24 protein-coding genes are annotated in these 25782 nt (G+C 43.1%); 9 read left to right on the top strand and 15 right to left on the bottom strand.

Annotated features, from left to right (window positions below):
- Positions 1-107: 107 nt before the first annotated feature.
- Positions 108-974 carry a T9SS type A sorting domain-containing protein gene (locus BM090_RS02105; RefSeq protein WP_143083838.1) on the bottom strand — a complete coding sequence of 289 codons (867 nt, stop codon included), beginning with the start codon at positions 972-974 and terminating at the stop codon, positions 108-110.
- 278 nt (positions 975-1252) lie between these two features.
- Between BM090_RS02105 and BM090_RS02100 the strand changes: the two genes are divergently transcribed.
- Positions 1253-2749, top strand: a complete 1497-nt coding sequence (locus BM090_RS02100) for a GH3 auxin-responsive promoter family protein (protein ID WP_091506498.1) — start codon at positions 1253-1255, stop codon at positions 2747-2749.
- A 67-nt stretch (positions 2750-2816) separates the two neighbouring features.
- Here the strand turns inward: BM090_RS02100 and BM090_RS02095 are convergent, their stop codons facing one another.
- The 10 genes from BM090_RS02095 to BM090_RS02050 form a co-directional block, all read right to left on the bottom strand.
- Positions 2817-3875 (bottom strand): PspA/IM30 family protein, encoded by a 1059-nt coding sequence (locus BM090_RS02095; RefSeq protein ID WP_091506494.1) that lies wholly within the window; start codon positions 3873-3875, stop codon positions 2817-2819.
- A 187-nt stretch (positions 3876-4062) separates the two neighbouring features.
- Positions 4063-5505 (bottom strand): asparagine--tRNA ligase, encoded by a 1443-nt coding sequence (asnS, locus tag BM090_RS02090; protein WP_091506491.1) that lies wholly within the window; start codon positions 5503-5505, stop codon positions 4063-4065.
- A 170-nt stretch (positions 5506-5675) separates the two neighbouring features.
- Complete coding sequence (locus tag BM090_RS18265) at positions 5676-6041, bottom strand: hypothetical protein (protein WP_177199812.1); 366 nt, start codon at positions 6039-6041, stop codon at positions 5676-5678.
- Positions 6042-6232: 191 nt separating this feature from the next.
- Complete coding sequence (locus tag BM090_RS02080; RefSeq protein ID WP_091506489.1) at positions 6233-8416, bottom strand: glutamine synthetase III family protein; 2184 nt, start codon at positions 8414-8416, stop codon at positions 6233-6235.
- Positions 8417-8602: 186 nt separating this feature from the next.
- Positions 8603-9841 carry an MFS transporter gene (locus BM090_RS02075; protein ID WP_091506485.1) on the bottom strand — a complete coding sequence of 413 codons (1239 nt, stop codon included), beginning with the start codon at positions 9839-9841 and terminating at the stop codon, positions 8603-8605.
- Between the two features lie 28 nt (positions 9842-9869).
- Complete coding sequence (locus BM090_RS02070) at positions 9870-10451, bottom strand: DUF1003 domain-containing protein (protein ID WP_091506482.1); 582 nt, start codon at positions 10449-10451, stop codon at positions 9870-9872.
- Between the two features lie 189 nt (positions 10452-10640).
- Positions 10641-12131, bottom strand: a complete 1491-nt coding sequence (locus tag BM090_RS02065; protein ID WP_091506478.1) for a hypothetical protein — start codon at positions 12129-12131, stop codon at positions 10641-10643.
- A 229-nt stretch (positions 12132-12360) separates the two neighbouring features.
- Positions 12361-14481, bottom strand: a complete 2121-nt coding sequence (locus BM090_RS02060) for a T9SS type A sorting domain-containing protein (RefSeq protein ID WP_091506475.1) — start codon at positions 14479-14481, stop codon at positions 12361-12363.
- A 179-nt stretch (positions 14482-14660) separates the two neighbouring features.
- The gene (locus BM090_RS02055; protein ID WP_091506471.1) at positions 14661-15071 is read right to left on the bottom strand and encodes a hypothetical protein; all 411 of its coding nucleotides are present in this window, start codon (positions 15069-15071) and stop codon (positions 14661-14663) included.
- Positions 15072-15208: 137 nt separating this feature from the next.
- A complete protein-coding gene (locus BM090_RS02050; protein ID WP_091506468.1) occupies positions 15209-15619 on the bottom strand; it encodes a hypothetical protein in 411 nt (136 codons plus the stop codon).
- Between the two features lie 405 nt (positions 15620-16024).
- Here BM090_RS02050 and BM090_RS02045 point away from each other — a divergent pair, with 405 nt between their 5' ends.
- The 6 genes from BM090_RS02045 to BM090_RS02020 all read left to right on the top strand — a co-directional run bounded on the left by BM090_RS02045 (position 16025) and on the right by BM090_RS02020 (position 19476).
- Positions 16025-16603, top strand: a complete 579-nt coding sequence (locus BM090_RS02045) for a Crp/Fnr family transcriptional regulator (RefSeq protein WP_091506464.1) — start codon at positions 16025-16027, stop codon at positions 16601-16603.
- Positions 16604-16687: 84 nt separating this feature from the next.
- Positions 16688-17308, top strand: a complete 621-nt coding sequence (locus BM090_RS02040) for a hypothetical protein (RefSeq protein ID WP_091506461.1) — start codon at positions 16688-16690, stop codon at positions 17306-17308.
- Between the two features lie 10 nt (positions 17309-17318).
- The gene (locus BM090_RS02035; RefSeq protein ID WP_091506457.1) at positions 17319-17732 is read left to right on the top strand and encodes a DUF6326 family protein; all 414 of its coding nucleotides are present in this window, start codon (positions 17319-17321) and stop codon (positions 17730-17732) included.
- 45 nt (positions 17733-17777) lie between these two features.
- Entirely contained in the window at positions 17778-18479 is a 702-nt protein-coding gene (locus BM090_RS02030; protein WP_091506454.1) for a helix-turn-helix transcriptional regulator, read from the top strand.
- 75 nt (positions 18480-18554) lie between these two features.
- Positions 18555-19061 carry a DinB family protein gene (locus BM090_RS02025; RefSeq protein ID WP_091506451.1) on the top strand — a complete coding sequence of 169 codons (507 nt, stop codon included), beginning with the start codon at positions 18555-18557 and terminating at the stop codon, positions 19059-19061.
- Positions 19062-19065: 4 nt separating this feature from the next.
- Complete coding sequence (locus tag BM090_RS02020; protein ID WP_091506448.1) at positions 19066-19476, top strand: VOC family protein; 411 nt, start codon at positions 19066-19068, stop codon at positions 19474-19476.
- 97 nt (positions 19477-19573) lie between these two features.
- Here BM090_RS02020 and BM090_RS02015 read toward each other — a convergent pair whose 3' ends face one another.
- Positions 19574-19930 (bottom strand): DUF5713 family protein, encoded by a 357-nt coding sequence (locus BM090_RS02015; RefSeq protein ID WP_091506445.1) that lies wholly within the window; start codon positions 19928-19930, stop codon positions 19574-19576.
- A 128-nt stretch (positions 19931-20058) separates the two neighbouring features.
- Here BM090_RS02015 and BM090_RS18260 point away from each other — a divergent pair, with 128 nt between their 5' ends.
- Positions 20059-20232 carry a hypothetical protein gene (locus tag BM090_RS18260; RefSeq protein ID WP_177199811.1) on the top strand — a complete coding sequence of 58 codons (174 nt, stop codon included), beginning with the start codon at positions 20059-20061 and terminating at the stop codon, positions 20230-20232.
- Between the two features lie 16 nt (positions 20233-20248).
- Here the strand turns inward: BM090_RS18260 and BM090_RS02005 are convergent, their stop codons facing one another.
- The 3 genes from BM090_RS02005 to BM090_RS01995 all read right to left on the bottom strand — a co-directional run bounded on the left by BM090_RS02005 (position 20249) and on the right by BM090_RS01995 (position 23385).
- Positions 20249-21322: an efflux RND transporter periplasmic adaptor subunit gene (locus BM090_RS02005; RefSeq protein ID WP_091506441.1), complete on the bottom strand. Its 1074-nt coding sequence runs from the start codon at positions 21320-21322 to the stop codon at positions 20249-20251.
- A gap of 58 nt (positions 21323-21380) precedes the next feature.
- The gene (locus BM090_RS02000; RefSeq protein WP_091506438.1) at positions 21381-22631 is read right to left on the bottom strand and encodes an ABC transporter permease; all 1251 of its coding nucleotides are present in this window, start codon (positions 22629-22631) and stop codon (positions 21381-21383) included.
- A 67-nt stretch (positions 22632-22698) separates the two neighbouring features.
- Positions 22699-23385 (bottom strand): ABC transporter ATP-binding protein, encoded by a 687-nt coding sequence (locus BM090_RS01995; RefSeq protein WP_091506435.1) that lies wholly within the window; start codon positions 23383-23385, stop codon positions 22699-22701.
- Positions 23386-23813: 428 nt separating this feature from the next.
- Here BM090_RS01995 and BM090_RS01990 point away from each other — a divergent pair, with 428 nt between their 5' ends.
- The gene (locus BM090_RS01990) at positions 23814-25631 is read left to right on the top strand and encodes an energy transducer TonB (RefSeq protein ID WP_091506430.1); all 1818 of its coding nucleotides are present in this window, start codon (positions 23814-23816) and stop codon (positions 25629-25631) included.
- Positions 25632-25782: the final 151 nt, after the last annotated feature.

Raw genomic sequence — 25782 nt, 5'->3', positions numbered from 1 at the left:
TCGGTTTGTCCTGATGCTTTTCCCCAAAAGAAAAGCCCCAACACAAGGTATCGGGGCTTTTGGCAAACAGATTTATAAGATAGTTTACTGGTATGCTTACTTTAAATTTACTCGATAACCACTTTCTTGGTTTTCTTCGAGCCATCGCCCGTCAGAACGATAATATACGTTCCTTTGGCTTGTTCTGTCAGATTGACATTGGCTTCGTACAAACCCGCGCTGCCTTTGATTGTTTCGCGGCGCACCTCTTTGCCTTTGGCATCGGTAATGGTTAGCGTCAGGTCGGCAGTTGCTTTCGGATTGCTATAAGACACTGAAAACAAACCTGTTGAAGGATTCGGATACAACGAAATTTCCTTGTTTTTGGCTGCTTTACGCGCTGCCGCACTGTTATTGGAAGAAGTAGAGGTTTGTTGTATAATCACTACTCTCTTTTGGTTTACGGTGCTATCGCCGTGATGGTGATGGCGGTGGTGATGACCGTGCCCACCATGTTTGCCAGTATGTGCGCTATCGGCTGCATGGTGTGGGTGGTGGCGATGATGGCCGCCACGTTTGCCGCCATGGTGCTCAGGCCAAAAGCCTTCTTCCACTTTTACGGTCGAGTCGCCATCAGCCGTTTTGGTTATTATTATTTTTTTGAAATGATGCGGCGGCGGAGGTGGTAGCTCTTGTCCTTCTGCGCCTTGTGGTGGCGGTGGAAGTTCTGCACCTTGTGGAGGTGGCGGCGGCAACGGAGGCAATTCCACATCATTTACTCCGTTTTCTTTTAAAACTTTTTGGATAGCGGCGGGATCTGTTTCGCCGTCTATGATAATTTCTTTGGTTTGTTTCTGACCATTTTCAATAGTCACCACTTTGATTTTTGTTTTAGAGACCTGCGAACTTTGCGCCTTTGCTCCAAGCGCGAAAAGCGCAAGTATCGCCACGGCCAACATCTTTTTTGTGCGGAAAAATGATGATAAGACTCTCATAGTTTTTGATGTTTTAGTATGGTTAATGAAACGAACTAACTGATACAAAGGTAGGCGGCCATTCAATGCGAGAATGTTAAACACTTCTTAAAATATGTTAAAATATGTTAAAAAAAGGCCGTCAGCTATACAAAAAAACTATTTACCATACATTTCGGGAAATGATTGGGAAACAAAAGTGGCTATTAACCCGAAAGTAATGGGCTTTTCTGAAAAGAAAGTGCCACGAATACAGCCCGCACGTTTCATGTTTTAGTTTTTATTTTAATTTTGCCCACATGGGAATAAGAGCATTTTTAAGCAAACCGTTGGCCGCCTACGTGGTGAGCAAACAACGCAAATGGGCCAGAACGCCCAAACAAACGCAAGAAGCTGTGTTTATGAATCTTATCGAAAACGGAAAAAAGACTGTTTTCGGCAAAGACCATGACTTTGACAATATTCGCAATTACGAAGATTTCAAAAAGCGCGTACCCGTTCGCGATTACGAGCAACTCAAAGATTATATACAACAGGTCGTAGATGGCAAAGAAAATATTCTTTGGCCAGGCAAACCCATGTATTTGGCCAAAACGTCGGGCACTACGTCGGGCGTAAAATATATTCCGCTTTCGCGCGAGTCGGTGCCGTACCACATCAACGCGGCGCGTAATGCCATCTTGAACTATGTGCACGAAACTGGCAACAGTGCTTTTCTGGACAAAAAACTTATTTTCTTGTCGGGTAGCCCTGCGCTTCAAACCAAAAACGGGATTTTTGTGGGGCGTTTGTCGGGCATCTCCAACCATCACGTACCCGGCTATTTGCGCACCAATCAAATGCCAAGCTACGAAACCAATTGCATTGAAGATTGGGAAGAAAAATTGGATAAAATCATAGATGAAACGCTTTCGCAGCCTATGTCCCTGATTTCGGGGATTCCGCCTTGGGTGCAAATGTATTTTGACCGTATTGAGGCACGTACAGGCAAAAAAATCAAAGATGTATTTCCTGAATTTTCGGTGTTCATTTATGGCGGCGTAAACTTTGAGCCGTATCGCAAAAAACTGTTCGAGTCTATCGGTAAACAAATAGATTCGATTGAGCTTTATCCAGCGTCGGAAGGTTTTATCGCTTACCAAGATTCCCAAAAAGAAAAAGGAATGTTGCTTTTGTTGGATGGCGGTATGTTCTACGAATTTATTCCGACAGAAGAATATTTCAACGAAAACCCAACACGTTTGAGCATTGGCGAAGTGGAGCTGGACAAAAATTACGCGCTGGTTATCAACAACAACGCGGGTTTGTGGGGCTATTCGATTGGCGACACTGTCAAGTTTGTTTCCAAAAATCCGTACAGAATCGTGGTAACGGGTCGCATTAAGCATTTTATTTCGGCTTTTGGCGAACACGTAATCGCTGAAGAAGTGGAAAAAGCCATGCAATACGCCATGCAATACCATCCAGAAGCCGAAATCGTGGAATTTACGGTGGCACCGCAAGTAACGCCCGAAGAAGGTTTGCCGCACCACGAATGGTTGATTGAGTTTGCAAAAATGCCCGCCAATTTGCCAGCCTTTGCGCGTCGCCTTGATGAGCGTATGCGCAAGCTCAATATTTATTACGACGATTTGATTACAGGCAATATCCTGCGCCCTTTGGAAATCACGGCGTTACAAACCGACGCTTTCCGCGAGTACATGAAAACACAAGGCAAGCTCGGCGGGCAAAACAAAGTGCCGCGTTTGGCCAACGACCGCAAAATCGCGGATGCTTTGGCGCAATGGCAAAAATAATTTAGCCCCAAAAGCACAAACAAAAAGGACTTCGCCGCAATGGTTAGAAGTCCTTTTTATTTCTGTATTAATCATTAAAAAAATCGTCAATTTTTCGTTGCGAGTCGGTTGGCGGTTCTTTTTCTTTCCCAAAAAACGCATCAAAATCAGGCGTTTGCGGAGGCGTTGGGCTTGGCTTTTCTTTGAAAAAATCGTCTAAGGCTGGCGTGTTAGGCACAACAGCAGACTCTTTTTTTTCTTCAAAAAACTGCTCAATTGGCGGCGGTGTTGGAGTTTGTGGAGGCTGCTGCACCATCGACTCCCGAAAAAACGTGTCTATGTCGTTCGTTTTGGGTGTTTCGGGGGCGGCTTGCTCCCAAAACTGTTTGATGTCTTCTTTTTGTTGGGCTTGTTGCTGGGCTTTTTGTTGCTTCACGATTGCCTTTTCTTTGTCTTCGTGTTGCTTAAAAACCGAATCTATTTTGCGCGTTTGCTGCTCTAATTGGGCTTGTTCTAAGGCTTTTTGTTGCTGCTCCAACTCGGCTTGCCAACGGCGGTCTTGGTCTTGTTTTTCCAGTTGAGCCAGTTCCATGTCCAGCGGTGTATAACCTGCTTCTAATTGTGCCTGAAGCAGTTGCGTTTCCAGCGCAGGCAAACTGTTGGCTTCCAGATTCTGCAACACGGCGGCCACTTCTTTTTGTTGGGTGGCTTTTTCCATTTGCACAGAAAGCATCACTTTTTTGCCGCGCAACTCCTGCAATTGCAGTTGAATGGTGGCGCGTTGCTGTTCGAGTTGGGCGGTGGTTTCGGACACTTGTCGGTAAAGCTGTTCCATTTGGGCGGCTTGCTGCTCGGCACTCACTTTGCGCGACAGCAAATCACGGGCTTGTGCTTCTTTGCCTTGTCGCATGGCCTGCACGGCATCGTAGTTCAGGCGTTTGGCATTGTCCTGATATTGCGCCAATTGGCGGCCTACGTCTTGTTGGTTGGCTTGCGCCCTACGAAACGAATCTTCGCTTTTGCGCAAAGAAAATTGTAATTGCGTGATAGCCTCGTCCAAAAGCTGTTCGGGCGAGGGTTCGGGTGGTGTTTCTTTTTCTTTTTCCTTGCTTTTGAGCAAGGTATAAAGGCTGTCCATTAGTCCCATGAGCGATGCAAAATTTTTACTTTTCCAAATTTACAAAGAGGTCTGATATTTTGCATAAAATTTAACCAAATAGTTATTACTGTATTTTGGAAAAAGATAAGATTGTATGGGTTGTTTTTACGCATAAAAAAGCACACTCAGAACTTTGTATCTGGGTGTGCTTTCTATACTTTTACTACATTATGTATTAAAAATCAGCATTTTGCGGCGTGCGCGGGAACGGAATCACGTCGCGAATGTTGCCCATGCCCGTAACAAACAACACCAAGCGTTCAAAGCCTAAGCCAAAACCCGCGTGCGGTGCTGTACCATATTTACGCGTTTCCAAATACCACCAAATTTCTTCTTCATGGATACCGACTTCCTTCACGCGTGCCATGAGTTTTTCGTAATTCTCTTCACGTTGCGAACCGCCGATAATCTCGCCGATGCCAGGGAAAAGTACGTCCATCGCACGAACAGTTTTGCCGTCTTCGTTTTGCTTCATATAAAACGCCTTGATGTGCGTCGGGTAATTGGTCAGAATCACAGGTTTTTTGAAATGTTTTTCTACCAAATAACGCTCATGTTCCGACTGCAAATCTGTTCCCCAATTCACTTCGTACTGGAATTGTTTTTTCTGTGCAGGTTTCGATTTTATCAAAATTTCTACCGCTTCCGTATAAGTCAAACGCTCAAACGGATTGGCAACCACAAAGTTAAGACGGTCGAGCAAGCCCAATTCGGCACGTTCTTCTTTCTTTTTCTTGTCTTCTTCTTTGCGGAAACGCGCATCCAAAAACGCCAAATCGTCGGCGCAATGCGTCAGGGCGTAGTTGATCAAATATTTCAAGAAATCTTCGGCAAGCTCCATGTTATCGTCCAAATCATTGAACGCCACTTCTGGCTCAATCATCCAAAATTCCGCCAAGTGGCGAGCCGTGTTAGAGTTTTCCGCACGGAACGTAGGCCCAAACGTATAAACTTTGGAAAGTGCCATTGCTCCCAACTCGCCTTGCAACTGTCCTGAAACGGTTAGGTTGGTTTTGCGGCCAAAGAAATCTTGCTTAAAGTCCACGCTTCCTGTCTCATCCAACGGCGGATTTTTAGCGTCTAATGTCGTTACGCGGAACATTTCGCCTGCGCCTTCCGCATCTGCTCCCGTAATAATTGGCGAGTGCAAATAATAGAATCCGTTGTCGTTAAAATATTTGTGAATGGCATAAGCCAGCGCGTGACGTATGCGCAAAATCGCGCCAAACGTGTTGGTGCGTGGGCGTAAGTGTGCTATTTCACGCAAAAACTCCAAAGAGTGTTCTTTGGGTTGCAATGGATATTTTTCGGGGTCAGAAACGCCATAAATCTCAATGCTTTCGGCCTGAATCTCTACACGTTGTCCGCTACCCGCCGACTCCACCAAAAGCCCCACCGCACAGATACAAGCTCCTGTGGTAACATTACGAAGTGTATTTTCGTCAAATTTGGCGGTATCGGCTACCACCTGCAAATTATGGATAGTAGAGCCATCATTTAGCGCAATGAAGGCTACATTTTTACTTTCTCGTTTGGTGCGCACCCAACCGCGCACAGTTACCGTACTTCCGATGGCATCAGAGGCCAAAAGAGCTTTGATATTGGTTTTCTGACTCATGTTGCAATAAGCGAATTGCTATTTTATTAACTAAAGATAAATTTTCTTGTTTTCGGGGGCAGCGCACCGAGTGGGCTGCTACGACTATCCAAAGCAACGGATTTTGAGGCAAAAAGCCAAAAATAAAACAAAAAAGCCTTTGCAGTTTTTTGCAAAGGCTTTTAGGGGTCTTAGAACATATCGTCATCGAAGTCTTCGTCGCTATCGTCGAAGTCGTCATCGTCGTCGTCGTCAAAATCATCGAAATCGTCAATGTCTTCAAGGTCGTCTTCGCTGAATTCTTCCATATCCCCGAATTCGTCCTCTTCGTCGTAGTCAAGTTCTTCCTCGAAGATGTCTTCGTCTTCATCGTCGAAATCCTCATCGTCCTCGAAGCCCTCGTCATCAAAAACATTGAGCAATTCGTCGGGAAAGATAGCTGTTTCTAATTGTGCCATAATTAAGTCGCAGTGTTTAAATTTCGGTTCAAGGTGAATATTTATTTTACCTGAGCGCAAATTTATCAAAATATCTTTGGTACGAAAAAGTAAAGACAAGCTATATGTATTATTTTTTTTAAAGAACACGAAAAGAAATACTTATAAACAAAACAAAATACAGTATATCAATCTGTTACACAAAATAAAAAGTATAAATTTCTTATTCACTCAAGCAAAAAAGAACACCAAAACAAACAAAAAAACGCCTATCCTCCCGTAAGAGAATAGGCGCGTATTGTGTTATGATTTTATTTCAAGAAAAGCAATTCGCGGTATTTCACCAAAGGCCAATCTTCGTCATCTACCAACAACTCCAGCTTGTCCACGTGGTAACGAATCACATCGAAATACGCTTTCACATCGTCGCAATAAGCGATGGCGCGTTCTCTCGAATGTGCAATGTTATTTGCTACTTTACGTGCTTCCGTCATGGCATCCACTTTCGTTTTGATGGCCGTGATGTGCGTCGAGATTTCTTTGATAGTTTCCAATGTGCTTTGTGTATGCTCTTCGCCCAAGCCCAAATCTTTCAAGCCTTTCACATTGACTATAAGTTTGTTTTGGTACGCCACCGCCGTCGGAATGACGTGATTCATAGCCAAATCGCCCATTACGCGCGACTCGATTTGTACTTTCTTAATGTATTCTTCCAAATAAATTTCGTGGCGAGCTTCCAATTCACGCTCTCCGAAAATGCCGTGTGCTTGGAACAACGCTCTCGATTTTTCCGAAACATACGCATCAAGTGCCACAGGCGTAGTTTTCACGTTCGACAAACCACGTTTAGCCGCTTCTTCTACCCATTCGTCCGAATAGCCATTGCCTTCAAAACGAATGTTTTTAGAAACCTTGATGTATTCTTTAATAACGGTAATAATCGCTACTTCTTTTTTCGTGCCTTTTTCGATAAGCGCATCAACTTCCGTTTTGAACGCTTCCAATTGAGCAGCTACAATCGTGTTCAATACGGCCATTGGCAAAGCACTGTTGGCCGACGAACCCACCGCGCGGAACTCGAATTTGTTGCCTGTGAAAGCAAACGGCGAAGTACGGTTACGGTCTGTGTTGTCCAACAAAATTTCTGGGATTTTATCAATACCCAATTTCAAATACATGTTGTCGCCTTTTTCGATAAGGGAAGTATCTTTTTCCAAAGAATCCAATACCGCCGAAAGTTGCGAACCCAAGAACGCCGAAATAATCGCTGGAGGAGCTTCGTTTGCACCCAAGCGGTGGTCGTTGCCTGCCGAAGCGATACTTGCGCGAAGTAAATCTGCATGTTCGTACACGGCCATAATCGTGTTCACGAAGAACGTAAGGAACAACAAGTTATCTTTCGGACGTTTGCCCGGAGAAAGCAAGTTTTTGCCTGTGTTCGTAATCAAAGACCAGTTGTTGTGCTTACCGCTACCGTTGATGCCCGCGAATGGTTTTTCGTGGAACAATACTCTAAGGTTGTGGCGATCGGCTACGCGGTTCATCACGTCCATGAGCAATTGGTTGTGGTCAATGGCCAAGTTGATTTCAGAGAAAGAAGGCGCACATTCAAACTGACCTGGTGCTACTTCGTTGTGGCGCGTACGAATCGGAATACCCAATTTCAAAACCTCCGTTTCAAAATCAAGCATAAAGTTGTGTACACGTGGCGGAATTGAACCAAAATAATGGTCTTCCAATTGTTGGCCTTTGGCTGGCGAGTGACCGAATACGGTACGACCGCTCATAATAAGGTCAGGACGAGCCGAGAACAAGGCTTTATCCACCAAGAAATATTCTTGTTCTGCGCCAAGTGTAGCCGAAACGCGTGTTACGTCGCGGTCAAAATATTCGCATACCGCTACGGCAGCTTTGTCCACAGCCGCCAACGCCTTCAGCAATGGTGTTTTGTGGTCGAGTGCCTCGCCTGTATAAGATACAAAGATAGTCGGGATACAAAGTGTTTTGCCCGAGTGAGTTTCGATAATGAAAGCTGGAGACGAAGGATCCCAAGCTGTATAACCACGCGCCTCGAACGTGTTGCGGATACCGCCGTTCGGGAAAGAAGAGGCATCTGGTTCTTGTTGTACCAACGCGCTACCTTTGAATTTTTCGAGGGCTTTGTCGCCGTCTGGCTCAAAGAAAGCGTCGTGTTTTTCGGCAGTAGCACCCGTCAAAGGCTGAAACCAGTGCGTGTAGTGTGTTGCACCTTTGCCCATTGCCCAGCTTTTCATACCTGCGGCAACAGCTTCGGCAACTGATTCATCTATTTTGCTACCAGTTTCGATAGCATGGCTCAACTGTTTGTAAACATCAGCAGGCAAGTATTCCTGCATTGCTTTTTTACCAAAAACATTTACACCAAAATAATCAGAGATTTTCTCTGCTGGGCGGCTCACTGGCACCGCTTGGCGGTTAGTGGCGTATTCTAAGGCTTTAAATCGCAATGTTGCCATTTTTGATATATTTTTAAAAAAGGGGTTGATTTTGGGGTGTAAATTTACACCTTTTATATAAAAGTCAAGAGAAAGGCCTTTTTTTTTGAGGATATTTCAAAAAAATAGCCTCTCAACGGAATAAAATATCTGTTGAAAGGCCGTTAACGTTGTTGGCGAAAATAGTTTGCCAGAAAAACAGTACGTTTATAAATCCAGTTTGCGCAATTTGTCGGCTTTCAGGGCTGTAAAACTCACCACACCCAGCGTTACACAGCCACCAAAAATGACCGATGGTACTACGCCCAGCAGCCGCGCCGCCGTTCCCGATTCAAATTCCCCGATTTCGTTGGAAGAACCAATAAACATGTTATTGACTGCCGAAACGCGGCCTTTCATGTTTTCGGGCGTATTCAATTGTATCAGCGTAGAGCGGACAATTACACTTACGCTGTCCACCACGCCACTGAGTGCCAACATGATAAGCGAAATTATAAATGAGTCGGAAAGCGCAAAGCCAATCATACACAAACCGAAAGCCGCCACGCAAGCCAACATGATTTTGCCTGCATTGCGTTTGATGGGATAATGAGCAATAAATAAAGCCATTAGTACCGAACCCACCGCAGGCGCAGCACGCAAAAGCCCCAAACCTTGCGCCCCAACTTTGAGTATATCAGAGGCAAAAACGGGCAGCAGCGCAACCGCACCACCAAAAAGCACCGCAAACAAATCTAAACTCATGGCACTGAGTATCACCTGATTGCCGAACACAAAACGAATACCTTCGGTAAGGTTTGCCCAAAAATCCTGACGTTTGTCGGAGGTCGGAATAGGTTTGGGGCTAATCAGGCCAAATGCAAACATTGCCACAGCCAACAGCACTACTTGCGAAGCATAGGCTGCGTGCATGCCTGCAAAACCATAAATAAGACCACCAAGAGCAGGGCCAAGCACGGACGAGGCTTGCCACGAAGTACTGTTCCAAGTTACGGCATTGGCGTAGAGGTCGCGCGAAACGATTTGGGGCATCAGCGCGAAAATCGCAGGGCCAATCATGCCACGCGCCACACCCGTCAGGAAAATAAGTCCATAAATCGGAGCCGTACCCATGAGCGTAAGCATTTGCCCAACATCGTAACTTACGGCCAGCAACAGCGACGAGGCCAATAGCAAAAGGCTCAAACACCAAAAAATGATTTTTTTACGACTACGCGTGTCGGCCACATAACCCGCAAAAAGCGAAATACTTAGCGCAGGAATAGCTTCCGTAAGGCCGATAAGTCCCAAAGAAAATGGGTCGTGCGTGAGGCTATAAATTTGCCAACCAACACTAACGGCCTGTATCTGGAGGGCTAAGGTCATGCCCACACGCCCCAAAAGGAAAAAACGATATTCGGGATTACGCAAAGCCGCGTAAGCATCATGTTTTGGCGTTTCTTGCATTGTTTCTGATTTTTATACAATAAAATGATTAGGCTTTGTTGCTGCTATCTGTTTTGCCAGCCGCCGACGGGTTTTTAACGTGCTTGAGAATATCAAGCATCAGTTCTATTTGCTGTTGCTGGATTTCGCACAAATGCTTGTACTGCTCTTCGGTCGAGAGGTCAATTTTTTGGTGTAAGTTCCTGATTTCCAGCTCGGATTTGAGGTTAATCATGTAGTCGTTTTCGCTGCGTTTGCGGTCTTTGGCCTCTTGGCGGTTTTGACTCATCATAATCACGGGGGCTTGCATGGCCGCCACACACGACAACAAAAGATTCAGGAGAATGTAAGGGTAGGGGTCGAAGGGTTTGGAAATCAGGATAAATGAATTAAGAATAATCCAGCAAAGCAAAATACTCCCAAACGTAATGATAAACGCCCAACTACCGCCGAAGTCGGCTACTTTGTCGGCCAGACGGTCGCCAAAACTGGGGTTTTCCTCATCGTCGGAGAGTTTGGAAGTAAGCAATTGTTCTTCCATAATGGCATCTTGTACGATGTCGTGTAGCTTCTGCATCTGTGCATCTTCCGACGCTAACATTTTTTGAAGATATTGTTTGTGTTTTTTCATATAAAAAAAGCAATGTTTTTGATTCTTTTGTAAGTTGCACAAAGGTAAAGATTCCTTTATCCTGCCCAAACACTACGTTTTATATTCTAGTTGTATTAGAAATACGAGAGATTTTTGGTAAAATAAAAACACCCAACAAAAACCATGACGGCGATTTGTTGGGTGTTTTATTTGCTCAATAAATATTGATTACCAGTTAAATTCTTCGTTCAGTACTTTGTTAAATGTTGTATTGAGTGCAGCAGCATCACCGTTGAGCAAGTGCAATTCTACGGAGAAGAAAACAAGGTTGGTGCGTCCGTTTGAATAGTTTTTGACCAAAGAAACATTGTTTGCGCCTGTCCAAGTGCCAGACGCTGGGCTTACTGGGCATTCGTAAAGCGAATCAGCTTTTGTATAAAATACGTCCAGACCCGTAATCGTACCACCTGCGGCAGAAGTTAGCGTTCTAAGGTTCGGAAAGCCTGTTTTTAAGCTTGTAACCGTGCGATTACCGAGCAGACGCAAGTTAGACGACTGCCACGCAATACTGTCCACTGCCAAAACCGACAACAATTGCGAATCGCGCGAAAGACGAGACGAACCGTCAGGGAATTTGCTGGTAATGAATACTTTACCGCCGTTATTTAAAAAGTTTTGTAGCGTAGCCGTAGCTGATTCCAAGGGCATTGAGTTGGGTTCTACGACTGAGCCTTTGGAATCGTCCGAATACCAAAATACTTTTTTGTACAAGCCCAAAACCAAAGCGAAAGTGGTATTCCACAGTTTTGGTTGGTTGGCTTTGTTGTTGGAAAGCATATTGATGCGATCGTAACCTGCTGTGTAAACACTGCTCAACAATGGCAAATAAGTAGCCTCAGGCGTTGGTGTTGTCGTGCCGTTGTGTGTGTCTATGACCAACAAATCTGATTTTTGGCGTGCCACGTAATAGGCTTTCGATTTGTAAACCAGACTTTCGGTGTTGGCTGCATCTTGGGCTTTGATATAAACGCGGTTGGTGTCTCCTACGCGCAAACCCGCGATTTTGGCCGAAAGTAACGTATTGCCGTAGCCTTGATAAATCTTGCTTTGTGTCGCACCGTTTTGCATAGGCGTTTCGGGTACAAATGACACAAGTTTTACGGTTGGGCTAAGGTTGTACCAGTCGCCGTCATTGATTTTGATAGAAACAGACTGCAATGTATTGTCGCCGTCGCTGTCTGTGGCATTCCAGCCCATTGTTAGCACCGAGAATACGGTGTCGGAAAGCGAAATGCTCGACGAGTCCACGCGCACAGTTGGCGGTGTGTTTTTGATGGGAATAATCAGTGAAGCAGGTGTTGCGTCTTTTTGGCCGTCGTTGTCGATGGCGCGCGCCAAAAAATGAATGTCTGTAGTGTCGGTATTTGGCGAAAAACTAAAACGGAAAAGGCTGTCGGATTTGGTAGTAGTTGCCCACGTCTGGCCGCCATCTTTCGAAATTTCAAAACCAGTAACATAACCGTCTTGGTCGAAACCAGTCCAGTTGAGTTGTACGGTACTGACCAAGCGGCTCGAACCCGCCAAATTAATTTTATCTATAGCGATGGTGGTAGAAGGGGCAAGGTTAGCTTTTTCGCTTCCTTTTTCGCAGGCAAAAAGCCCCAAACCCAACGTTACAGCCGCCATGCAGCGCGAAAGCCATTGTATATTTTTCTTCATTTGGTTAATCAAAAATTCAGTTTAAAAGCAAAGCCAAATCGTTTTGGGCAGCTTTGCGGGGTGTTTAAAAAATAATTTACTTGAAACTTTAAGTATTTTTAAAAGGATTGGCTATGCGGTTTCTTTTCTAAAATATTGGTAAACAATTTCTTCGGTTAAATTTTGGCAAAATTACAAAAAAAAGGCCGTCAGTGAGAATTTACCGACGGCCTTTGCTGCGAAATTTATGTTATTTCACGATAGCCAAACGACCAGCACTGTATTTTTGGCCTTTAGCATCTGTCATTGTTACGAAATACAAACCTGAGTTGATAGCAGAAGTATTTACTTGTGTATTGCCTTCTACTACTTGGCTCATTACTTGACGGCCAGCAAGATCCGAAATGCTCAATGTATAAGCACCTGCTTTTGTAAGGCTTACGTTAAGAACGTTAGCGGCAGGAACTGGGTACAAAGATACGAAATCGCTGTTAGCCAAAGATTTTTTAGATGAAGTAACTGTGTAGCCTTCAAAATCTGCGTTGTTGCGTGGCAACAATTTCATGTTGCTGAAGCCGTAGTAAGCGATACCCGTTACACTCATCATTGAGTCGCCAGCAGCAACCAATGTAGGTGTTACGCTCATTGTACCGTCTGTAGTAGCCCATTTCAAGTTGTTTACATACGAAACAGCCAAAGAAGAGTAAGTAGAAGATGTTTGACGACCAACTAATACGCGCATACCTGTTGCAGGGTCGTATTTGTCCAAACCTACGCGGTATTCGCCGAAGTTAGAAGGAGCATCAGCGTTAGTATCCACTACAAACAAACCTTTACCAGCTACAGGGTTAGCGATTTTCACCAACATACCTTCATATTGTTCGTTGTCTGCAAAGCTATAAGCTGTGAAGACGTTAGGGCTAAGTGTAAGCGGAGCAATCGTGCCTGTACCAATTTTGTCGGCAGTTGTAGAAGCGATACGAGTGATACCGAAGTTTTCTTGTACCAAACCTGTAACAGTTACTTTGTCACCTACTACTTTGTTGTTCATGGCACTGCCACTTACCCAAATACCAGCCCAGCTTTGTGCGCCTTCTTGTTGCACGAAAGCATAACCTAAGTTACTTGTTTCTGTTGAAGCTGTAACTACACCTGTTACTGTTACGTCAAGACCTACATAACCAGAGTTACCGTCTTGGTAAGGCGTGTATTGTACGTCGCGGATAGAAAGACCTGCGTCACGCACGATATAGAACATAGGGTTACCTGTCGGTACATTAGGGATATTGTTTGAGTTGTTATCGTTGTCGATAGCACGGATATAGTATTTTACAAAAGCACCTTCTGCTTGAGCTGGGATAGTAGCAGAATAAACGCTACCGCTACCGCCGTTGCTCATATCCACAGAAGTGTAAGCAGTTGTAGTCGCACCCACCGCATAGAAAAGTTTTACGGCAGTAACAGTTCCTTCGTCAGTTACAGTAGCTTGTACCGTAACAGTTTGTGTAGAAGTTGGAGTAATTGGGTTGCGAGTGATACCACCGATAGAAGGGGCAGCAGCACCTTTTTGATAGTGAGACAAGTCGAATGGATCAAGTTCATAACCACGACCGCTTGTACCAGCACAACCATTTTTTGAGTGAAGAATAATACCTTTAAGGCTTGTATAAACGTCACCTACTACTGGCGGAACAAAACCATTGGCCAAACGAGCAGCAGCAAAACGGTCACTTACGTTGATTTTGTTGCCTTGTGCATCTACAACGTCGAAGCTTACGCGTGTGCCATTAGAGAAAGGGCTCACAGCCGTAACCGTTACGTTTTGAAATTCTACAAATTCACCTTCCCATTGCTCACCAACAGTAAGTTTGTTGATACGGTTGGCATCGTTTAATGCGCCGATAGTAAGCAAACGTGGAGTTGGTTCACCTGTTGCATCTTTAGGGCCGATAAGGTTTACACCATTAACCAAAGGTACAAGTTCTGTTTCTCCTTGATATTCTTCAAGTAAGCCCGTGATCTCTACGGTGTCACCTGCTACAAGGTTCAACACGTCAACAGGTTGGCTTGGCGAAGAAGGAGAGTTTCTAAAAAATATGTCGATAGTAGAATAAGGACCACCGCCTGCGATGTCGCGAATCCAAACTTGGCGACCGTTTTGCACTTGCGCCAAACCGCCTTTTACCATTACTACACCTTGTACGCGGATAGTATCGCCTGTATATTCTGTGTTAAATCCGTCGGCACAAGTATCAGCTTGCATACCTACAGGGGTCTGAACTTGTGCAATAGACACAAGTGGATACTGCGCTTGAGCATTTAGCGCAATCCCTGCTACAAACGTTGAAACTAATAATAAAACTTTTTTCATTGCTGTAATTTAGAAATTGATGTTTAGTTTGATATAAAAAATCAAACGCACAAAGGTAGAAACTCTTTCGCATACCGAATGTAAAGGAATTGTTAAGTTTTCCCTACAAAAAAGCGAAAAGCAAAGCTATTCTTTGTTAAACAAAATCTAAAATACAGTTAGTGCAAACGTTTGGGGTGTTATGATTTAATACCCCTTGCCGCCAACCATTTGTTTACTTCTTGCTCTGTGCGTACGATATTGTACTCGACAGGGTAGGGCTGTACCGCAAACACGGCTTTGGCCATGAGCTGATTTACTAAGTTAGGAAATAAAAAAATAGCTCCTTTGTTGCGTTGCCTAACTAATTCACGGTTATTTTTGAGCCAACTTCCCGCCTTGATGCGCACACTCGAACTGAAATAAGCAGGAGCGAGGCGCATATCCGAAAACATATAAAACGTCTCGCCTGAGGCATAAAACTTATCCATAAACACAAGATATTCGTCCATGTCTGCGTCGGTGGGTGATTTTTCTAAGTAACGAACCTGTACCAAATTTTTTTGTGGGCGACTTACCTCTATAAATGCATTTTTAAATAAAATATCCATCTGATTTAGCAGCTAAAATTAAAAAATATCTTCAGAAACTAACCTCAACAAATCTACAAGATAAATCGCATTAAATCATATTTCTATATTGTTATTTTTTCGTAAAAACATTGTTTAAAAAAATATGCAGCCTCTTTTCATCGAATAATGCCTTTGCTGGCAAGCCATCTATCTACTTCCAAATCTGTGCGAACGATGGTGTATTCTACGGGATAGTGTTGTATGGCAAATACGGCCTTCATAATGAGTTGATGCACGATGCTTCCCGACACGAAAGCTGCACCTTTATTATGTTTTTTCATTTTTTCTTGATTGATTTTGAGCCAGTTGCCCAACTTGACGCGGTGCGCCGTGGCCATGTAGCTGCCTGCCAACCGCAAATCCAGTATCATAAAAAAGTTTTCGCCAAGCGCGTAAATTTTGTCCAAATAGCTCAGGTATTCGTCAAAATCGTGGTCTGTGGGACTTTGGGATAAATATTTAACCTGCATTACGCCTGCTTGTAGGCGGCTAAATTCTACAAATTTGTTGGTATAGAGGATTTCCATAAATGTTATAAGTTATTTTTTGTAAAAATACCATGCATCTGAAAAGTGCACAAATATAGTTTAGAATAAAAAAATATCTATAAAAATAGATAATATAATAGGTTGCGCGTGGCACTTACATACAATAAAGATATTTGATAAACGGTGGCAGCAGATGAGTGAAATAACGCATATAGAATCTTTTATTTGTACTGTAACGCAAATAAAAGATATTTGCAAAATCCCGTTTGATTTTGGATTTTGTGGAAGAATGGTAAGCAATAACTATATAAATTTGATGCGCTTATATAGATACCCATCAGCTTAAACCAAAGATTAGCTAAAAAGTGAAATAATGCAACTTCTCGGAAACTTTTGTGCTAAAATATCATTCTTTCTTAATCCATTAAACACAATCACCCTACAATGCAAAATTTATTATTTGACTTTATATCCAAATACATCACACTGACCGACGAGGAAAAGAACGCTATTGCAGCTCTGAATATATTTCAGTCTGTAAAAAAAGGGACGATTCTACTCAAAGAAGGCCAGAAATCTAAAGACAGTTACTTTGTACTAAAAGGTTGTATTAGAACTTATTATGATGTAGATGGTGAAGAAAAAACTACTGCTTTTTATACTGAAATGGACGCTTTAACTCCTCCTTGCGTCATTGGCCAAACACCATCCGAATATTATGTAAGTTGCGTAGAAGACACGATCCTGACCATTAGCAATTCGGATATGGAAGCCGAAATCAACACTAAATTTCCAAAGTTTGAGATAATGTGTAGAAAACTCTCGGAAGAATTATTAGCCAAAAAACAAATAGACTTTGACGAGTTTAAGACCTCTTCGCCCGAACAACGATACCTGAATTTATTGGAAAAAAGGCCAGACCTTGTACAACGCGTTCCGCTGCATCAGTTGGCAAGTTATTTGGGCATTCAGCCGCAATCATTGAGCCGACTAAGGGCGCGGATTCTTGAAAAAAAGAGCTAAAACGTATTTCTTAACTTAAGTGAAGGTGCTGCGGCCTATCACCTCTCTACTTTTGCATATCATTTAAAACAAACAAATAAAGATATGCAAAAGATAATTTTAGGATTTGTTTTGGCCTTCATCATCGCAAGCAGCCCGCAAGCAAAGGCACAATCTTCCGCAACAGATAGCACTTACAAACGTTGGTTTGTCGGTAGCACGCTATACGAATTTGGCAACTTGGACAAAACCAACAACCCAGAGTATATACAGTTAAATGCGGGATACCGAATAACGCCCAAAGATGTTATTTCCTTTAGATTCAAACGTTCTGTTTATGCGTGGCCACTGGGTATTCCTTTCGGTTCGCCTTCGTTTGATGCGGCAGGCCAAAACTACCCTGGTCATGCACGTATTCTGGCCCCAACCTTAGGCTATCAGCGTTTTTTGTGGAAAGGCGTGAATGTTTCTGTTCAGGCATTGAATGCTTTTGAGAAATATCTGGATACCAATAACAAAAAAATTGGCAACGGATACACCTTGTATCTGGACTTTTATGCGGGGTATCAGTTTAAATTTTTCAAAAATCGTTTCTTTTTTGAGCCTGCTATTGGGTGCAGTTTTTGGCCTATCAGAGAGAATGTACCTGCGTCTTTTAGGGCATTGGATAAGAAATGGAACAACTATTTTATTCAGCCTGGTTTTGATTTTGGGTTTAACTTTTAGTCGGCAACCTATGAACACTACCAATCCACTGGAAGACATCAAAGTCAATGTAAAACTTAAACTTGCTACGCTGTGGGCAAGTTTAATGTTTCTCATCATCTATTTAGATTATTTTCACTTATACATGCCCAATTCACTAAAAAATATGTTATTGGGTAAGGTATTTGTATTTGATATTACGCAAGTTTTTCTTTTGGCTGCACTTACGATGGTTGCAATTCCTGCGCTAATGATTTTCTTTTCAGTTGCGCTACCAGCCAAAATAAATCGTTGGGCAAATATTATTAGTGCCGCAATCAATATTCCTTTACTATTATTTAATTTGGCTGGAGAGGCTTGGCTGCACATGGTCGTTGGGGCTGCGATACAGATGATTCTTCTTGGTCTGATTATCCGTTACGCATGGAAATGGCCTCGTGCATAAGTTTGAGCAAAGCTACAATTCAGCAAAATTGCTGACCTTTGCAGCATGAACGACAACGAAACTAAAAGACTTTCGCGGCTTGTGGACATTCTCACGCAGCTACAAACCAAACGCCTAATCACTTCTACAACCCTTGCCGAAAAATTCGGCGTAAGCGTTCGGACGATTTATCGGGACATTCGGACTTTGGAACAAGCAGGTGTGCCCATTGTTACGGAAGAAGGCAAAGGTTACACCCTGATGGAAGGCTACAAAATGCCGCCCGTGATGTTTACGGAAGCACAAGCCAATGCGCTGATATTGGCCGAACAATTGGTTTTGAAAAACAAAGACAGTTCTTTGATAAAAGATTATGCTGAAGCCATCGACAAAGTAAAAGCTGTGTTGCGGCAATCCGAAAAAGACAAAGCAAACCTACTTTCGGAACGAACGATGTTTGGCAAAATCCAAGAATTTGAGCGAAACAGCGATATTTTGTCGGCTTTGCAAAAAGCACTGACCAATTTTTATTTAATCAGGTTCGACTACATCAACGCTGAAAAAAATCATAGCACGCGAACCGTAGAGCCTTTCGCGCTTATCAATACGACTGCAAGTTGGTTGTTGTTGGCATATTGCCATTTGCGCCAAGAATTTCGCTTTTTTAGGCTCGACAGAATCCAAAACATGGAGATTTTGTCCAGAAAATTCAAACCACATGATATGAGCTTACAAGAATTTTTTGAAAAAAATTGCAAACCCTCCTAACACCCCTGACATATCTTTGTCAGTGGCTCATTTTAGTTTTGCAGCATCGATCACCCTTAAACATACTGCAACAAAATGAGTATCAAAACTTTAATAACAAGCTATGCTGGTTCAAATCTTCAGGCCAACCGACAATTTGCTGATTGGCTTCAAACCCAAACGCCCGAACTGCTCCAGCACGAAACGGCCTCCAGTTTTAGCGGAATCCTGCAAACCCTCAATCACATTTGGGCAGCGGAAGAAACTTGGTGTACGCGTATTTTTGGCAACACGGACGGAGTCATGCGCTACGGCCTGCAAGAACTTGACGCGCCAGAAGTGTTTGAAGGAATAGTGAGCAGGTCGGCCAAACTTGCCGAGATGGTTAGCCAACTGCCCGCCGAAACTTTCGAGCAGCCGCTAAGTGTCAAAACGCCTTGGTTTGAAGGCAACCTGACCATTGCTGAGTATTTGCTACACGTTTTCAATCATGGCACGTATCATCGCGGGCAAATCGTAACGATGGCGCACCAATTGGGTTTGACGCAAATGCCTTCTACGGATTTCTTGTTTTTCTGTATCCAAACCACTCCTCAACACTAATACCATGAATCTCGTTTCTATCCGAATTATTACCGAAAATGTAATGCAGCTTGTGGCGTTTTATCAAAAAGTAACGAACCTGAAAGCCGTCCAGTTTACCGAAGATTTTGCCGAAATCCGAACGCCTTCCGCTACGCTGGCCATCGGGAGCATCCAAACGTTGGCCTTTTTTACGGATACAACCATCGCCGAAGCTGCCCAAAACCGCAGTGCCATTATTGAACTTATCTGTCCCGATGTAGATGTCGAATACGACAGACTTCAACAGGACATTGCCTCGCAAGTGATCCAAATACCAACCATCATGCCTTGGGGTAACAAGTCGCTGCTCTTTCGCGACCCCGACGGCAATTTGGTAAACCTTTTTAGCCCTGTGAGTGAGGCGGCTCTCCTGAAATTTGAAGGAAAATTCTAAAACAACAATCCCCAACTAAAGCTTTTTGAATAAAGATTAGTTGGGGATTGAACAGTACAAATTTAGTACTAATGTTTATTCTGTAAATGCTTAACAACTACCAATCTCTCGTTGCGATCAGTTTTTCTACATCAGCATCTTTAAATCCATAAGCAGTGGCAATAAATTTGAAATCCATTCCGATACAATCTCTTGCCACTGTTTCTATTTCACTATCATTTTCTTCGAATTCCCCTTGTAAATCATTGAATTTGTCTGTTGCCAAATGCGTTAATGTGTACAATTGCTCTAAAGTTTGGGGCTGTTTTTCCTCTATTTGAAAGCATAAGTCTATTAAAATAGCAGTGCCTTTATCTACAAGTTTATTAGGAAAATAACCGTCCCTATACATTTCTGCTAAAAAGGAATGATTCTTAACCGTTTCGTTATGCAACGAAAATTGTTGTTGTGTCATTTGCTTGATGAATGTTATTTTGAGATTCTATATTTTTCGTTTTAGTATATTAGTCTCTCGCAAATTCCAAAATACCTAGCACATCTGCAAGTATTTTTAGGTTTTATTGATAATAATATATAAAAGCAATGGGCGATTGTTTATGCGTTTACGAAAATAATCCAAATGAAGCCATGACTACCCGCGAAGCCAACGTGCACGGCATTGTGCAAATACAAACGGTACGCAATGCCGTGCACGAAAACACTTTATCTGCCCCCCGTTTGATTACGGATGCCGATGTCGCTCACTTCTTGGCATAAAGGTGCTTCCCTCTTCCTATAAAATCTTTACTTTGTCTTTTTTGGTAAGACCGCTGAGCACTTCCACATAAATATCGTCCGAAAGTCCCGTTTTGATAAGTTGCTTACGGAAAATTTGCGGCTGCGTTTCTACAAAAACATAGGTGCTGTCGCCGCTAAACTTGATATTTTTCTCTTTGATGGCCAGTACTTTATCTCTTTTATCCAAGATAATATCGGCGTTGGCACTATAGCCCGCCCGCACAAACTGACCGTCTTTGAGGTTGAGCGCGGCTTTCACTTCAAACTGAATCGCGCCTTTATCTTCCACGCCTTTAGGCGAAATAAATTCCAGATTTGCGTCGAATTTCTCGGTTTCTATCGCGCCAATCGTGAGTGTAAGCGGCATTCCTACTTTGATTTTGCCGACTTCCGACTCCACTACTTTGCCCTTAAAAATCATGTCTTGCATATTGGCAATATTGGCAATGGTCGTGCCTTCGTTGAAAGTGTTACTTTCTATCACATAGCTGCCTTCTTTGACTGGCACATCTAATAACATTCCGCTTACAGTCGCTTTTACCAACGTGGACGTACTCGTATGGCGGCGCGACGAACCTTTGCGAATCAGTTCCAGATTGTCTTCGGCAGCGCGAACGGCTTCTTGTTTGAGTTCAAAATCTTGCTTGTAACGCAAATATTCCGTTTCGGCGATAATGCGTTCGTCAAACAATTTTTGTTGGCGGTCAAGCTCTTTTTTGGCCAATTCTTCATTGAGTTTGGCGGTCTTAAGGTTAGATTCGGCGTTGCTCAGGCTCACCATGTTGGGCACTACCCTTATCTTAACGAGCAAGTCTCCAACTTTCACTTGTTGGCCCGCTTTTACTAATACTTTATCCACGATACCCGACACTTGCGACTTCACCAACACTTCTTTGCGCGGCTCTACTACGCCCGTTGCGACTGTTTTTTTCACAATCAACGTGTCGATAGCCGACTCCGTTTTATAAACGACTGGGTCTTGATTTTGCTTTTGGTACAAATAATACGTAACCCCCACGCAAGCCCCCACAAACAAAACTACAGCCAGAATTAGAAATACTTTTTTCATTTTTTTGATGATAAAAATTTAATGGGATAATTTAGCTAAACTACTAACATACAATTACTTACTCGTAACGTAACGCTTCAATCGGACTCACGGAAGCCGCCTTCGTGGCTGGTACAAAACCCGCCAACGCTCCTGCAAAAACCATCAGGGCGGTGGCCGTCATGGCGGTTGTGAAATCAATTTCGGGATTATGGAAAAAGTCGTTTTCTACTTTCATCTGCTGCATTCCGTAATTGAGGCCTTCCACCAACGCCACACCCAAAATCAGGCCGCTGTAACCCGCCACCGTCGTAATAACAATGGATTCTTGTACAATCAGGCTCACAATAGACCAAGGCGTTGCGCCCAGTGCCTTCCGAATCCCGATTTCTTTGGTGCGTTCTTTTACCACAATGAGCATAATATTACTCACGCCCACAACACCCGCCACAATTGTAAAGAAACTCACCACCCAAATAAACGTGTTGATGCCATTGAAAAGCCCCTGAAAGTTGTTGAACTCCTCTTGTGCGTCCCATGCACCAAGTGCTTGGTCGTCTTTTTCCGAAAAGTTTTGGCGTTGCGCCAGTAGTTTTTTGATTTGCTCCTTAATGTCTTTGGCCAATACGCCATTTTTCACCAACACCACAAAATACCCGACTTTGTTAATCATATTGTAAGTGTTTTGCATGGTGCTGAGCGGCATAAAAATCGTTTGAGCATCTTCGCGGCCATTATTGCCTTTTTTCTTGGACTTAAAAACGCCTATCACCTTGAAATACACGCCTTTAATGCTTATGTATTTGCCTATAGGGTCAGTTTCTCCAAACAAAACTTCTACCACACGTTCCCCCAACACAGCCACTTTGCGACCTTCTTTTTCGTCGCTTTTGTTCAGAAAACGGCCTTTCGCAAGCTCCATTGGCTGCATGAGCATAATTTCTGGCCAATCGCCTTTTACGTTAAAAGCTCCGTTTTTGTTTTTGTAATTGACCGTAAACTCGCCCCACAAATTCATACGCGGCGCGATGGCTTCCACGCCCTCTATTTCGCGCGAAACGGCGGCAATATCGTCGTTGGTAAGTTGGATGTCTCGGCCCGGTTTGATGCCGTTGTGTGGAATGCTGGTGCGTTCTGTCCAGACGTACATACTATTGACAGAATATGCCCCAAAGCCTTGTTTTACGCCATTTTCGAGGCCTTTGCCTGCGCCAAGCAACAGAATTAGCATAAAAATACCCCAAAACACACCAAAGGCAGTCAGAGCGGTTCTTAGCTTATTCTTTCGGACAGTGTGATAAATCTCCTGCCATTTGTCTAAGTCGAACATAAAAAGGTGTAAGTAGTGTTTTTTGATGAAGAAATGTGTGCCTAATAAAAGATTTTACCTAAAAAAATTACCCAACCAAAACCGCTTTTTCGGTTTCGATGAGTCCGTCGCGTAGCCGAATCACGCGGTTTGTTTTTTCGGCAATGTCGTTTTCGTGTGTAACGATGACCACCGTCATGCCACTGCTGTTCACTTCCTTAAAAATTTCCATTACCTCGTGCGAAGTCTGCGTGTCGAGTGCGCCCGTCGGTTCATCGGCCAAAATGAGTTTGGGTTGTGTAATCAGCGCACGCGCCAAAGCTACGCGTTGTTTCTGGCCGCCCGAAAGTTCGGAAGGCAAATGGTCGGCGCGGTCGGCGAGGCCTACTCTTTCGAGATATTCCATGGCTTTTATGTTGCGTTCTTTGCGGCTAACTTTCTGATAATAAAGCGGCAAAGCTACGTTTTCGAGTGCTGTCTTGAAGCTCAACAAATTGAACGACTGAAAAACAAAGCCCAACAATTTGTTGCGATAATAGGCCGCTTGCGTGGCCGAAAGGTCTTTGATACGGTGGCCAGCCAACAAATATTCGCCCGTGTCGTAATTGTCCAGAATGCCCAACACGTTGAGCAGCGTGGACTTGCCCGAACCCGACGAACCCATAATAGAAACCAGCTCACCTTCTTCGATGTGCATATCTATCCCCTTGAGTACGTGCAACTTATTTTGTTTGCCGACGGGATACGACTTGTTGATGTCGCGTAGCTGTATCATAACCAATTACAAAAGATAAAAAATGATGATTTAGTAAAATTTAGTCGGCTGTAAGCGTAAAGGGCGGCGCAAGTTGGCCGCCTTACGATTCGTAACCGATGAGAAAACAATATCTTCCTTCTATGTTGGAGTATTGTGCGCTGCCTATAAGATGCACACTTCACAAAAAAGGTTGCAGCCTTCTTCTAAACTTCATGACAAATTTTGGGAAACAGCCTACTTTTTACAAGCCCTTCGCGATAAGTAGCCGCTTTTTGAGGCCAAACGGTAAAAAAAACGTGTTGAAATTTTGGATTTAGATTTATGCCAATAAAAAATCTTATGCACGAAATCTTTGCCAAATAATAATAGTCTATTCGCTATCGTTTTGGAATTAAATTTGGCCAACAAGTCATTATTTATTTACCGCAATCCTGCTCTTCAACTCCATGAATAAATTATTTGCCTTTATACTTTTATTACTGATTGGTGGTGTGGCTGTGGCACAAAACCACACCACCATTTATCTGAACACAAAACCAAAAATAGTAAACAACCTTCCTGAAAAGCTGTGGAGTTGTGGCAGCGGTGGTTGGGAAATAACGGATAATCTTACCAGAAACATAAAAGACACCATTATTGTAGTACAGCAGCAACCTCATTTTAAAGGTGGCAACAATGCGCTCAAGGCCTTTATTCACCAAAATTTAAAAATTCCTTCATACCTTGCCTGTACGCAAATCTGTGGTACAAGTTATATTCAGTTTTGGGTACAAGCCACAGGCAAACTGACGGACATAAAGATTCTTCATGGCTTTGATAAAGAATGTGATTTAGCTGCGCTGGACTTGGTCAAGAAAATGCCGAACTGGATTCCCGCCAAACATCATGGCCGAGCGGTTCGGACACGACACACCTTGCCCATTTACTTTTCTGCATCTGCGGCAAGCCATGTGCCGCAAAAACGCAAAACAAATTTGGTCAAAAATAAAACGTCGGACTGTGATTGTAGCACCGCAGCACCCAACGACTCTATTGTCCAAGTTACCGACAATCATATTTACAACTCAGCCACAATAAAACCAAGTTTCCCTGGCGGTTATGACTCTTTAGCGTCTTTTATCAAAAAAAATATGGTAATGCCCGATGACGCGATTTGCAATGAAGTAAGTGGCGGTATTTTGGTCGATTTTGTGGTACATAAAACAGGAAAAATATTAAATATTAAACTACATGGCCGCCTCGGATTTGGGTGCGACCAAGAAGCTATTCGCCTTGTGAAATTAATGCCTAAATGGATTCCTGCGCAGCATAATGGACAAGCCATCAATTATAAATATGTATTAGATATAGACTTTCCTTTAACAGCACCAAATTTCAAGCACCGCTCTGGAAAAAGCTGGGAAACTATTTGTCAAGAAATAAATGCCAAAAAAGCATTAGTCGGCGACATTGGAGATTCTGGCATTCATTGTTCCGTAGAGCAAAAGCCACGTTTCAAAGGTGGAGATACTGCCCTTCAAGCTTTTATCAAAAAAAATATGGTGATGCCCGAATTGGCGTATAAAAAGCCAATAGACGATACGATTTTAGTACAATTTGTCGTAAGAAAAACAGGCGAACTCACCAATTTTTTTGTACCCTATGGTTCGTTTGAGTGCGCGGAAGAAGCACTACGCCTCGTAAAATTAATGCCCAAATGGATTCCTGCACAAATTCAGCATAAAGTAGTAAACACGCAATACACCTTGCCCATACATTTTAAAACGGAACAACTGAAAATGCCAAAAGTAGCACGTCCTCGCCCTGTTTTTTACGTCTCGGCCTACGACTTTGACTTTAATTATAAAAATAAGCAGTACCCTTTTTTCACAACAAACTTAAAGGACATCTATGTTCCCGAATATCAGGAAGGCATAAAGAGCAGCAATATAAGCCCAGACGAACCGCCGCGTTTTATCGGTGGTCAGGATTGCCTGAACACTTATTTGAGGGAAAAAATCAGTACACTAAATCCTGAATTTTGCCAAAAGGCGTATGTGGAGTTTATTGTAGAAAAAACAGGCAAGCTCTCGTCTGTTCATCTTGTCCAAAATATTGGGTTTGAGTATGATAATAAAATTACACAAATTATTCTTGCGATGCCCGACTGGATTCCCGCACGGCATCAGGGACAAGCCGTTCATTGCCGATACGTTTTGCCCATAGATTTAATACCTTCCGCACCACCCGACAAAATAAGCAGGCAAACAAAAAAGTTTAAATAATTTCCACATAAAACATTTTATTTGGTAATAAAGCAATAAACTGTAATGTTTTTCATTGTTATATGCCGTCTAACCCATTTTTATTGGGCTTATAACAAAAAAGCTCTCTATATTTGGAGGCTCTAAAACAATGTTTATCGCACCTCTACCA

It is taken from the genome of Flexibacter flexilis DSM 6793, assembly GCF_900112255.1.
Classification (GTDB): domain Bacteria; phylum Bacteroidota; class Bacteroidia; order Cytophagales; family Flexibacteraceae; genus Flexibacter; species Flexibacter flexilis.
This window is presented reverse-complemented; position numbering and strand designations above follow the sequence as displayed.

What these genes read in the sequence shown, in the direction of transcription:
- BM090_RS02105 (WP_143083838.1), bottom strand. Translation starts at nt 974, where the DNA reads ATGAGAGTCTTATCATCATTTTTCCGCACAAAAAAGATGTTGGCCGTG.
- BM090_RS02100 (WP_091506498.1), top strand. Translation starts at nt 1,253, where the DNA reads ATGGGAATAAGAGCATTTTTAAGCAAACCGTTGGCCGCCTACGTGGTG.
- BM090_RS02095 (WP_091506494.1), bottom strand. Translation starts at nt 3,875, where the DNA reads ATGGGACTAATGGACAGCCTTTATACCTTGCTCAAAAGCAAGGAAAAA.
- asnS (WP_091506491.1), bottom strand. Translation starts at nt 5,505, where the DNA reads ATGAGTCAGAAAACCAATATCAAAGCTCTTTTGGCCTCTGATGCCATC.
- BM090_RS02080 (WP_091506489.1), bottom strand. Translation starts at nt 8,416, where the DNA reads ATGGCAACATTGCGATTTAAAGCCTTAGAATACGCCACTAACCGCCAA.
- BM090_RS02075 (WP_091506485.1), bottom strand. Translation starts at nt 9,841, where the DNA reads ATGCAAGAAACGCCAAAACATGATGCTTACGCGGCTTTGCGTAATCCC.
- BM090_RS02070 (WP_091506482.1), bottom strand. Translation starts at nt 10,451, where the DNA reads ATGAAAAAACACAAACAATATCTTCAAAAAATGTTAGCGTCGGAAGAT.
- BM090_RS02065 (WP_091506478.1), bottom strand. Translation starts at nt 12,131, where the DNA reads ATGAAGAAAAATATACAATGGCTTTCGCGCTGCATGGCGGCTGTAACG.
- BM090_RS02060 (WP_091506475.1), bottom strand. Translation starts at nt 14,481, where the DNA reads ATGAAAAAAGTTTTATTATTAGTTTCAACGTTTGTAGCAGGGATTGCG.
- BM090_RS02055 (WP_091506471.1), bottom strand. Translation starts at nt 15,071, where the DNA reads ATGGATATTTTATTTAAAAATGCATTTATAGAGGTAAGTCGCCCACAA.
- BM090_RS02050 (WP_091506468.1), bottom strand. Translation starts at nt 15,619, where the DNA reads ATGGAAATCCTCTATACCAACAAATTTGTAGAATTTAGCCGCCTACAA.
- BM090_RS02045 (WP_091506464.1), top strand. Translation starts at nt 16,025, where the DNA reads ATGCAAAATTTATTATTTGACTTTATATCCAAATACATCACACTGACC.
- BM090_RS02040 (WP_091506461.1), top strand. Translation starts at nt 16,688, where the DNA reads ATGCAAAAGATAATTTTAGGATTTGTTTTGGCCTTCATCATCGCAAGC.
- BM090_RS02035 (WP_091506457.1), top strand. Translation starts at nt 17,319, where the DNA reads ATGAACACTACCAATCCACTGGAAGACATCAAAGTCAATGTAAAACTT.
- BM090_RS02030 (WP_091506454.1), top strand. Translation starts at nt 17,778, where the DNA reads ATGAACGACAACGAAACTAAAAGACTTTCGCGGCTTGTGGACATTCTC.
- BM090_RS02025 (WP_091506451.1), top strand. Translation starts at nt 18,555, where the DNA reads ATGAGTATCAAAACTTTAATAACAAGCTATGCTGGTTCAAATCTTCAG.
- BM090_RS02020 (WP_091506448.1), top strand. Translation starts at nt 19,066, where the DNA reads ATGAATCTCGTTTCTATCCGAATTATTACCGAAAATGTAATGCAGCTT.
- BM090_RS02015 (WP_091506445.1), bottom strand. Translation starts at nt 19,930, where the DNA reads ATGACACAACAACAATTTTCGTTGCATAACGAAACGGTTAAGAATCAT.
- BM090_RS18260 (WP_177199811.1), top strand. Translation starts at nt 20,059, where the DNA reads ATGGGCGATTGTTTATGCGTTTACGAAAATAATCCAAATGAAGCCATG.
- BM090_RS02005 (WP_091506441.1), bottom strand. Translation starts at nt 21,322, where the DNA reads ATGAAAAAAGTATTTCTAATTCTGGCTGTAGTTTTGTTTGTGGGGGCT.
- BM090_RS02000 (WP_091506438.1), bottom strand. Translation starts at nt 22,631, where the DNA reads ATGTTCGACTTAGACAAATGGCAGGAGATTTATCACACTGTCCGAAAG.
- BM090_RS01995 (WP_091506435.1), bottom strand. Translation starts at nt 23,385, where the DNA reads ATGATACAGCTACGCGACATCAACAAGTCGTATCCCGTCGGCAAACAA.
- BM090_RS01990 (WP_091506430.1), top strand. Translation starts at nt 23,814, where the DNA reads ATGAATAAATTATTTGCCTTTATACTTTTATTACTGATTGGTGGTGTG.